The organism is Cryobacterium sp. Y82 (genome assembly GCF_002929495.1).
In the GTDB taxonomy this organism is placed as follows: domain Bacteria; phylum Actinomycetota; class Actinomycetes; order Actinomycetales; family Microbacteriaceae; genus Cryobacterium; species Cryobacterium serini.
In genome coordinates this window covers 149,097-158,137 of the sequence record NZ_PJJJ01000027.1, presented here as the reverse complement: position 1 = coordinate 158,137, position 9,041 = coordinate 149,097, and the positions used below count along the sequence as shown (strand labels likewise).

The 9,041-nt window shown below is 60.6% G+C and carries 8 protein-coding genes; 6 read left to right on the top strand and 2 right to left on the bottom strand.

The window, feature by feature from the left end; genetic code table 11:
* Positions 1-238: 238 nt before the first annotated feature.
* Both CXY70_RS05440 and CXY70_RS05435 read right to left on the bottom strand, forming a co-directional pair.
* Positions 239-952 (bottom strand): GAF and ANTAR domain-containing protein, encoded by a 714-nt coding sequence (locus CXY70_RS05440; RefSeq protein WP_104191360.1) that lies wholly within the window; start codon positions 950-952, stop codon positions 239-241.
* 52 nt (positions 953-1,004) lie between these two features.
* The gene (locus tag CXY70_RS05435; RefSeq protein WP_104191359.1) at positions 1,005-1,277 is read right to left on the bottom strand and encodes a hypothetical protein; all 273 of its coding nucleotides are present in this window, start codon (positions 1,275-1,277) and stop codon (positions 1,005-1,007) included.
* Positions 1,278-1,462: 185 nt separating this feature from the next.
* On the opposite strand from CXY70_RS05435, the gene CXY70_RS05430 reads away from it, so the two are divergent.
* From CXY70_RS05430 to CXY70_RS05405, 6 genes are all read left to right on the top strand, one after another.
* On the top strand, positions 1,463-2,440 hold the full coding sequence (locus tag CXY70_RS05430; RefSeq protein ID WP_104191358.1) for a substrate-binding domain-containing protein: 978 nt from the start codon (positions 1,463-1,465) through the stop codon (positions 2,438-2,440).
* Positions 2,394-4,130, top strand: coding sequence for a sugar ABC transporter ATP-binding protein (locus tag CXY70_RS05425; RefSeq protein ID WP_233205754.1), 1,737 nt, complete (start codon positions 2,394-2,396; stop codon positions 4,128-4,130). The genes CXY70_RS05430 and CXY70_RS05425 overlap by 47 nt, the downstream gene beginning before the upstream one ends.
* A gap of 117 nt (positions 4,131-4,247) precedes the next feature.
* Positions 4,248-5,171 (top strand): ABC transporter permease, encoded by a 924-nt coding sequence (locus CXY70_RS05420; RefSeq protein WP_104191356.1) that lies wholly within the window; start codon positions 4,248-4,250, stop codon positions 5,169-5,171.
* Entirely contained in the window at positions 5,168-6,610 is a 1,443-nt protein-coding gene (locus CXY70_RS05415) for an iron-containing alcohol dehydrogenase (RefSeq protein WP_104191355.1), read from the top strand. The genes CXY70_RS05420 and CXY70_RS05415 overlap by 4 nt, the downstream gene beginning before the upstream one ends.
* Positions 6,607-8,109 carry an FGGY-family carbohydrate kinase gene (locus tag CXY70_RS05410; protein ID WP_104191354.1) on the top strand — a complete coding sequence of 501 codons (1,503 nt, stop codon included), beginning with the start codon at positions 6,607-6,609 and terminating at the stop codon, positions 8,107-8,109. The genes CXY70_RS05415 and CXY70_RS05410 overlap by 4 nt, the downstream gene beginning before the upstream one ends.
* Positions 8,106-9,038 (top strand): HAD-IIA family hydrolase, encoded by a 933-nt coding sequence (locus tag CXY70_RS05405; RefSeq protein WP_199183378.1) that lies wholly within the window; start codon positions 8,106-8,108, stop codon positions 9,036-9,038. Before CXY70_RS05410 ends, CXY70_RS05405 begins: the two co-directional genes overlap by 4 nt.
* Positions 9,039-9,041 lie beyond the last annotated feature (3 nt).

Below are 9,041 nucleotides of genomic sequence, written 5' to 3'. Positions count from 1 at the left end.
AGAATTCCCTCGCAGGAACCAGGCGGGCCCCACGTGCACACAGCACGCGAGGCCCGCCACATCGCACACCCCACCACAAACCCACTGCCCCACAACCCGAGCCCGCACCAGTGACCCAGCGCCGGCAGCCCCACCGTGGACACGGCGCTGAAAGTCACCAAGCCAACCGGCGCACTCGACTCGCTCGACTGATGGTGACTGGCCTGCTTTGCTTCCTGCGCCGCAGGGGATACTTCGCCTAGATCAGTACGAGATTGTTGATGACGTCAGCGGCACTTCTGTGCATGGGCTCTTGGCGCGAACGGGCGTGCGCACGGAGGCGTTTAAAGGCCTCATCCATATTGATGTTGTTGCGTGCCGCAATGACCCCCTTTGCCTGCTCGATGAAAACCCGGCTGTTTAGTGCGTGCTGAAGTTGAGCATTCACCGTCGCGTTTTTTCTAGCTGTGCGTTCGTGAAGGAGAGTGATGGTGGCAACGTCGGCCAGTGCCTGCCCGATGACCGCATCCTCATCACTCAACGAGCCTTTCCGATTTCGAAACAAATTCAGTGCGCCGATTGTATTTGGACGAAAGCGCATCGGAATGGCATGTACGGATTGAAAGCCTTGGGCCAGCGCCGCCGCCTGAAACTCGGGATAGTCGTTGCCGCCCGCTGCAATATCGCTCAGCGTGACTACCATGCCGGATCGATACGCGTCAAAGCAGGGACCGGCTCCGGCCTGGTGTTGAAGTACTTCGACACGGCGACTTTCCTCGCTCGTGGAGGCGATGACCTGAAGATTGCCACGTTGGTCCGCCAGCAGAAGACCCGCTGCCGTGGCGTCGAGCAACACAACACACTGATCAACCAAAGTACGCAGGAGATCAGCGGAATCGTACTCGCCCACGAGAGCGTCCGCCAGTTGCACAAATGCTCCGCTTACCAGGGAGGCGCGAGACAAGATCGTCATGCCTGCCATTCTGGACTTCATCCCACAATTGGTAACGACCTCTGCCCGAATCTCAGTGTTTTGGGAGGAAGGCTTCCTCCTGCGCGGCGACACCCTGTCGTTCTTCACGAGCGGTCTTACCGTTGGGGGTGATCAGCCAGCCGCCGTGGGTCGTCATTTCGACCATCGCGCTCTCGGCCGCGCTGGGCGACCGCCTCGGTGAGACCTTCGGCCGTTCGACGGCCGGCGCGTATTCGACCGCTGCGACTCCGGCGTGATCAGCCCCGAAAAGCATGGCGCGAACGCAGATGTTCTTTTGACTCGGCGCCGCCGTCGGATTCTTCACGGCCTGCGTGATCTATCAGGCAAGCCATCCGGCTTGAACCAGAACAGGTGCTTGACAGACCTCCAGGGCCATGTCAAACTCGACTCAGACCGCATGGTCGATCAACTACTGAATAAATATACACCAAACCGTGAGTAGTTTCAAGGGAGAAACCCATGCACAGCATCAAATTTCGTCCAAAATGTATGATCGTCACTGCAGCCGCGTTGTCGGCGGCTCTCCTCTTCACCGGCTGCAGCCCAACTGTCGTCCCAGCAGCCAACGTCGGTGACGGCAGCGACAATGGCAAAACGATTGGCATCGCGGTCGCGGACCAAAAGTCGCTTTTCTATGTCGCGGCCGTAGACGGAATGGAGCAGGCTGCGGACGAGGCCGGTTACAAGCTCGTCACGCTCTCCGCCAATAACAATTCCGGTCAGCAGGTCAACCAGGTTCAGGATCTGATCACCCAGCAGGTTGACGTGATCATTTTCATCGCCCAGGACGCGACGTCAGCTGCAGCCGGCGTCAAGCTGGCCAACGACGCCGGTATTCCCATCATCGCCGTCGACCAAAAGCCGGAGTCTGGCAACGGAAAACTTGCAACGTACATCGCGACGGACAGTGTCGCGGCAGCCGAGAAGCTGTGCACCTGGATGTTTGACCAGATCGGTGGCGCGGGCGACATAGCAATTCTCCAAGGCCCGCTTGGCTCCACTGCGGAGTTGCAGCGCAGCGAAGGCTGCGCGAACGCACTGGCGAACTATCCCGACGTCAAAGTTGTCGGTCAGGAATCAGCCGGGTGGGACGAGACCAAGGCATTCACTGCCGCACAGAACATCCTGACGGCAAATCCCAATTTGAAGGGAATTTTCGGCGAAAGCGACGCCATGGCTCTGGGCGCAGCTAAGGCAGCGCAGCAGGAGGGCCGCTCCGGCCTGGTCTTTGTGGGTATCGACGGATTCCCGACGATGTTCACGGCGGTCGCAGACGGACTCACCCAGGCCACAATGGCCCAGCAGCCGTATCTCATGGGGCAAATGTCCGTGCAGGATGCGGTGAAGATTGCCGAGGGAAACGGTAGCGACATTCCCGAACTCCAGTATCAGGACACGGTGCTCGTCACCAGCGAGAACGTTGCTGAAAACGATCCCGCAAAGTTCTACGGCCCTGACTTCAAGTAATCGAACATATCACCGGTGGGAGATGTCCAGACTTCGTTGGAATGTCTCCCACCGGTCCTATTCCGATCGCGATGAATGGATGACAGTGGTAGAGACACTAGAACAGACAATTGACGACGGCCAGGCACGCGGAGATTCTGCGGGTCTCATTTGCACCGGGCTCTCGAAAAGCTACTGGGGAATTTCCGTGCTCAAGGACGTCGACATGACGCTGCGGCCCGGAACCGTCATCGGACTCATCGGCGAGAACGGGGCCGGCAAGTCGACGACGTCGTCCATCATCGCGGGCATAGTGGAAGCCAATGGGGGCTCGATGACCATTGACGGTGTTCCCTACGAACCAGCTCGGCCTTCAGACGCATTGAAACACGGCGTTGCGCTTATCCATCAAGAGATTCGTATGGTTCCGGAGCTGTCGGTAGCGGAAAACATTTTCATTGGGCGGCTACCTCGGCGCCGAGGAGTGATTGACCGAAATCGCATCAACGACGAGGCGAAAGAATATCTCGAGCTCGTCGGTTCCCAGACAGACCCGCGCCGCCCCGTTGCAGGGCTTTCCATCGCGGCGCAGCAGGAAATTGAGATCGCACGTGCCCTCTCTCGAGAACCGAAATACATCATTTTCGACGAGCCCTCGGCTTCACTCGGACAATCCGAAACCCAGCACGTTTTCGCTCAAATTGCAGCTTTGAGACAACGGGGCGTTGGAATCGTGTACATCTCCCATCGCCTGGAAGAGATCAAAGAAGTCGCGGATACGATCGTGTGCCTCAGGGACGGCGCGTTGGTGGGAAATTGGCCAGCAAGTGAGATCACCAAAGACGAAATGGTCAAAGCAATGGTTGGCCGCGACTTCGTCTTCGCCCACCGGGCACCACAGGCCGCTACTGGCGAGATCGCACTGTCTGTCAAAGGACTGAGCAAGGCTGGGGTATTCGCGGGCATCGACTTCGATGTTCGGCGGGGTGAAATATTCGGTTTTGCTGGACTCGTGGGAGCTGGCCGGACCGAGGTGGTGCGCACCATCGCGGGGGCGGACCAGGCCGACGCGGGCGAGATCAGCGTGCGCGGCGAGGTCGTTCACATCAAAAACCCACGGTCGGGCATCGACGCAGGGATCGCGATGGTTCCCGAAGATCGGAAGGGCCAAGGTCTCAACCTGGACCGAACCGGCGCCGAAAACATCACCCTTCCGTGGGAGAAAAAGTTAAGCTCTGCCGGAATCATCACCAAGAAGAAGGTGACGGCCACCGCGAACAAGCTACGAGACTTCCTCGACATCCGCGGACGGCTCGACATCCCCGTAGGGTCTCTCTCTGGCGGGAATCAGCAGAAGGTGCTGCTGGCGAAGTGGCTGGTGAACGAGCCCAAGGTGCTCATTCTCGACGAGCCCACCAGGGGCGTCGACGTCGGGGCGAAGATGACGATCTACGAGACCATCAGAGCGCTAGCCGAAACCGGTGTCGGCGTCATCGTCGTCTCATCAGAACTTGAAGAAGTACTCGGCCTGTCGCACCGCGTGCTCGTGATGTCAGGTGGCCTCCAGCGTGCGATTCTCGACCGCGCGGACGCGACACCGGAAGTAGTCATGGCCCTTGCGCTCAGCAACGTGCCAAAAGAATCCCCACTCGAGTCGCCGATCGACGGCGAAGCAGAGTATCAAACGCCGATGAGAACACAGGAGAACTGAACCATGGCCATAGTCGACCGCAACGTCACACCACCTCGGCCAGACGCTACTCCTGCCCACGGCGCGGTCGCGCCGCCGTCTGTTACGTCCGACAACACCGGTCGGTTCCGGCGAACAATGAGCCAAATTCCCGGTCCCCTGATCGGCCTGATCGTCATCTTCGTCGCGCTCTCATTCCTCTCCGAGTACTTCCTGACCCCTCGCAACCTGCTCAATATCCTGAGCCAGGTTTCAGCTGTCGGCGTTATGTCGGTCGGAGCGCTCCTGATCATCCTCCTGGGCGGTATCGACCTCTCCGTTGGCTCCGTGCTGGCGCTCAGTTCGATGTCCATGGCCGCCATGTACAAAATGGCCGGGTGGCCGTTCGAGGTTGCGCTCCTCGCTGGCCTCGTCGTGGGTGCCCTCGTCGGTCTCATCAACGGCATCCTTACCGCCTACGGCAAACTGCAGCCGTTCATCGCAACGCTGGCAACTATGTCAGCAGCGGCTGGCCTCGCGTTGTTCATCACGAATGGCAACCCAATCACGGGGTTCCCCGACTGGTTCATTGCGGTTACGGCTACGAGCGTTCTCGGCCTTCCTATTGAGGGCGTCATTCTCGTCGCGATATTTGCTATTGCGGCATTCTGGCTCAAGTTCAGGCCGTCGGGCCGTGCGCTCTACGCGATCGGTGGAAACGAGGAAGTTGCTCGCCTTTCCGGACTTCCCGTGCGCCGCGCCAAAATCTTGGTCTACACTATCGCCGGATTACTCGCCGCGATAGCCGGTCTACTGGTGACATCACGACTCGACTCCGCTCAGCCCACCGCTGGCGCTGCTGACCTTCTGAACGTTATCGCCGTAGTGGTCATCGGCGGTGCCAGCCTTTCTGGCGGCTCGGGCAGCCTTTTGGGCACGTTCGTCGGACTCCTCATAATCGGAGTCCTGAATAACGGAATGTCGCTCCTGAACGTCTCCGCCAACCTCCAGCCCGTCGTTATTGGCGCCGTTATCGCCGCCGCGGTGCTCACCGACCGAAAGTCGAGCAGAAGACACACATGAGTACATTCGCCGCAATCACCGATCCCACCGACCTCGACGCGATCCGCGCGGTCATCGCCTCAACAGCCGACGCGGCCGAACTGGTGCCGCTCGGCATCCGCTCACTGGTGATTTCACCCGAAGCAAGCTTCGATTTAGTCTCCGCAGTGAAAGGCCTGATACCGAAAGGGCCAACGGAAACGCGCCGAGTCGCAGTGCTGGTCGACGAGACGGCCATTCTGCGCGACGGCCGCGATCTGAAACAGCAACTGTGCCTGCTCCTTGCCGAAGCGTTCGTGGTGGACGTTGTCGTGCTTGGCCATGGGGGACAGCTGCACGCCGACGAAAAAGCGCTCGAGACTGCCACGGCGGCAATTAAAGGGTATGACTGCGCCGTTGCGATCGGTAGCGGCACTATCTCCGACATCGGGAAGGTGGCGACCGACCGCCTCGGTGGGATCCCGCTCGTGATCGTGCAGACCGCAGCATCTGTCGATGGCTTTACCGACAACGTCTCGGTGGTCTTGCGCAATGGGGTGAAGCGCACCATCCCGTCCCGGTGGCCCGACGTAGTGCTCGCCGACACGACGACAATCGCAGACGCCCCCGTTGCCATGAACACTGCTGGTTTCGGTGAGGTGCTTTCGCTCTATACCGCTCCTGCCGACTGGGATCTCGCCAACCGCCTGGGCTTCGACAACAGTTTCCGGCTGACTCCGCGGGATTTTCTGCTCGAGTTCGCGGGAGACCCCGCCACCTGGGCAGACGGTCTCTCCGAGGGTGCACCTGGAGCTGTGCTCGACCTCACGCGGATGCTCGCTATCCGCGGAATGGGCACAGGAATTGCGGGTACCACGGCCTGCCTCTCCGGTGTTGAGCATGTCGTCTCGCATATGCTCGACATGTACGCCGCAGCCCACAATTTACCGACCGGCCTCCATGGAGCTCAGGTTGGCGTTGCAACTCAGGTTGCGTCCGCAGCATGGGACCTCTTGCGCCGCCGAGTCGCCGAGGGTGAGATCACCCTCCGTTTCCCCGCAGCGAGCGACCTCGAGCAGCTGGTGAAGCGAGCGTTTGATGTGTGCGACGAGACAGGCGGTCGCGGTGAGGAATGCTGGTCCGATTACGCGCGCAAGATCGAAGCGTGGAACGCCGACCCCGAGCGAATGAAAGGCCTTGTCGCCAATGTTGTCGCGGATGGTGTCGCTATCGCTGCCACGGTTCCCACGCCCGCGTCGTTGTCTGCCGGTCTTCTCGCCGCTGGCTCACCGACCACGCCGGGGGGCCTTGTGGACTGGGTGACCCCGGATATCTGGCGGTGGGCCGTAGCGAACTGTCTTTTCATGCGCGATCGCTTTACTGTCATTGACTTGCTCTTCCTGCTCGGGTGGTGGACGTCGGCCGACGTGGATGCAGTGATTGAACAGGCCTTTCAGACGGAGAGTGAGCCAACATCATGAGTGATCGCGTGGTCATCGCGGTGGACTGCTCGACCACCGGCGCGAAAGCGAGTGTCTGGAACACGGATGGCACCGAGGTGGCCAGCGGGCGGGCCGAGCTGGACTTGAGCATCCCCGCACCGGGCCGCGGCGAACAGGATCCGCGCCAATGGTGGACAGCTATGCAAAGCGCAGTGCGCGGTGCCGTCGCGGGACTCGACATCAGCCGTGTCGTTTCCCTCAGCGTGACCCACCAGCGCGAGAGTTTCGTCTGCCTCGACGACGATGGCGAAGCCGTGAGGCCCGCGATACTGTGGCTCGATTCCAGGGCTGGCGAACAAGTGGACCGATTTGGTTCTACCCGTGTGCATGACCGCACGGGTAAGCCACCGAACACCACCGTTTCGTACTACAAATTGCTATGGATGGCCGAGCACGAACCCGAGAATTTGCGTCGCACGGCGCACGTCGTCGAGGTGCATGGCTATCTGGTTCACCGCATGACCGGCCTCTGGGCGACCTCGACGGCGAGTATGGACCCCACTGGCCTCGTAGACATTCGAACCGGCGACTACGACGCAGCCGTCCTGACGCACCTCGGTCTCGATCGCTCTCAACTATCGACCCTGCACTCTCCCGGAGACGTCATGGGAGGCCTCACCGTCGATGCCGCCGAGCTTCTCGGCCTGCTTCCCGGCACGCTCATTGTCGCGGGAGCCGGTGACGGCCAATGCGCCGGCCTCGGCGCGGGGGTCGCGGCGCCCGGGCGAGCGTACCTCAATATCGGTACCGGCCTGATCTCAGGAACGTATTCCTCCCACTATCAGCCCGACCGGGCGTATCGAGCGATGCTGGGTACGATACCGGGCAGCTTTGCGTACGAGACCTTTGTGGGGGCAGGTACCTACATGATCTCCTGGTTCATCGATACGTTCATTCATACCTCGGAGGAGTTTCTCGGCGGGGTCGAGGCGAACCTCGAGTCGGAAGCGGCGGCCGTGCCTCGCGGCAGTAACGGCCTTTATGTTGTCCCCTACTGGAACGGTGCGCTCACGCCGTACTGGGACCATGAGGCCCGCGGCATCATGGTTGGCCTCCAGGGCGTGCACCGTCGCGCCCACATCTACCGCGCAATCCTGGAGGGCGTTGCATTCGAACTGCGCCTAAGTCAAGACCAGGTTGAGCAAGCAACGGGGGACACGGTCAAAGAGTTCGTCGCTATGGGGGGCGGCTCGCAATGCCCACTCTGGTGTCAAATAATGGCGGATGTTCTGCGCCGACCCGTTGTATTGTCGCGCCAGAGGGAAACAACCTGTCTCGGTGCCGGCATGCTCGCGGCCTTCGGGGCGGGACTATTCCCGAGCATTCGCCACGCCGCCGAGGCCATGAGTGCTACCGATTTCCGATACGAACCCAGCCAGGCAGCGGCCGACGACTACGAAACGCTTTACCGCCGATATGCAGCGATCTACCCAGCGTTCCGCTCCTTTTTCCATGACCGGATCGAAGTGATGGCGTGAGTGAGACAACGGCGACCAGCGTCGGCCTATCCGCGGCGTCGACGCGTGACTACGCACCGCAGACGCTGCCCGAACGGGTCTACGACGCGTATCTCTTCGACCTGGACGGCACCATTTATCTGGGCGAGGAGCTTCTTCCCGGAGCGCTCCAGCTCCTGGCACACCTCCGCGAGATGAAACGTCGGGTGGTGTTTCTCTCGAACAACCCGACGCTCAACCGGGCAATGTACGTATCCAAGCTCACGAAACTTGGCATTCAGGTTGCGCCAGAGGAGGTCGTCAACTCAGTGGTGAGTATGGTCGCCTGGCTCAGGCGCGAACACCCCGGTAAAACGGTTTACCCGATTGCTGAACAGCCGCTGATAGCGGCCCTGCGGGAGGCTGGCATCCTGACGTCTTCCAACCCGGACGAGATAGAGATTGTCTTGGCGAGCTATGACCGAAGTTTCGACTATTCCAAGCTTCAAATAGCATTTGACGCTTTATGGAAGCGGGATGCGATCCTGGTGGCTACCAATCTGGATCGCTTTTGCCCCTTTCCTGGCGGCCGCGGGGAGCCTGACGCGGCCGCGATCGTCGCGGCGATCGAGGCGTGCACCGGCGTGTCCTGTGTTGCCAATGCGGGGAAGCCCAGCGTGATAATGCTCGAGACGGTAATGGCGACCCTCGGGTTACGGCCAGAGCAGTGTCTGATGACGGGTGATCGGCTCTACACGGATGTGAAAATGGCCGTGGATGCCGGGATGGACTCCGCGCTCGTGCTCACCGGAGACGCCGACCTCGACTCGGTGGCGCGCACCGCTACAGCGGATCAGCCGACCTACATTCTTGACCGAGTGGACCATGTCATTCCGGCGGCTGTACGGCATCAACTTGGTTGGTCTGATGTTCCATCGGTATCGCTTGCAGTGGAACCCGGAAGTGCGTAGCAT

Excerpts from the sequence above, each read along its gene's own strand:
- CXY70_RS05415 (WP_104191355.1), top strand. The coding sequence starts at position 5,168 with ATGAGTACATTCGCCGCAATCACCGATCCCACCGACCTCGACGCGATC.
- CXY70_RS05410 (WP_104191354.1), top strand. The coding sequence starts at position 6,607 with ATGAGTGATCGCGTGGTCATCGCGGTGGACTGCTCGACCACCGGCGCG.
- CXY70_RS05430 (WP_104191358.1), top strand. The coding sequence starts at position 1,463 with ATGATCGTCACTGCAGCCGCGTTGTCGGCGGCTCTCCTCTTCACCGGC.
- CXY70_RS05440 (WP_104191360.1), bottom strand. The coding sequence starts at position 952 with ATGACGATCTTGTCTCGCGCCTCCCTGGTAAGCGGAGCATTTGTGCAA.
- CXY70_RS05420 (WP_104191356.1), top strand. The coding sequence starts at position 4,248 with ATGAGCCAAATTCCCGGTCCCCTGATCGGCCTGATCGTCATCTTCGTC.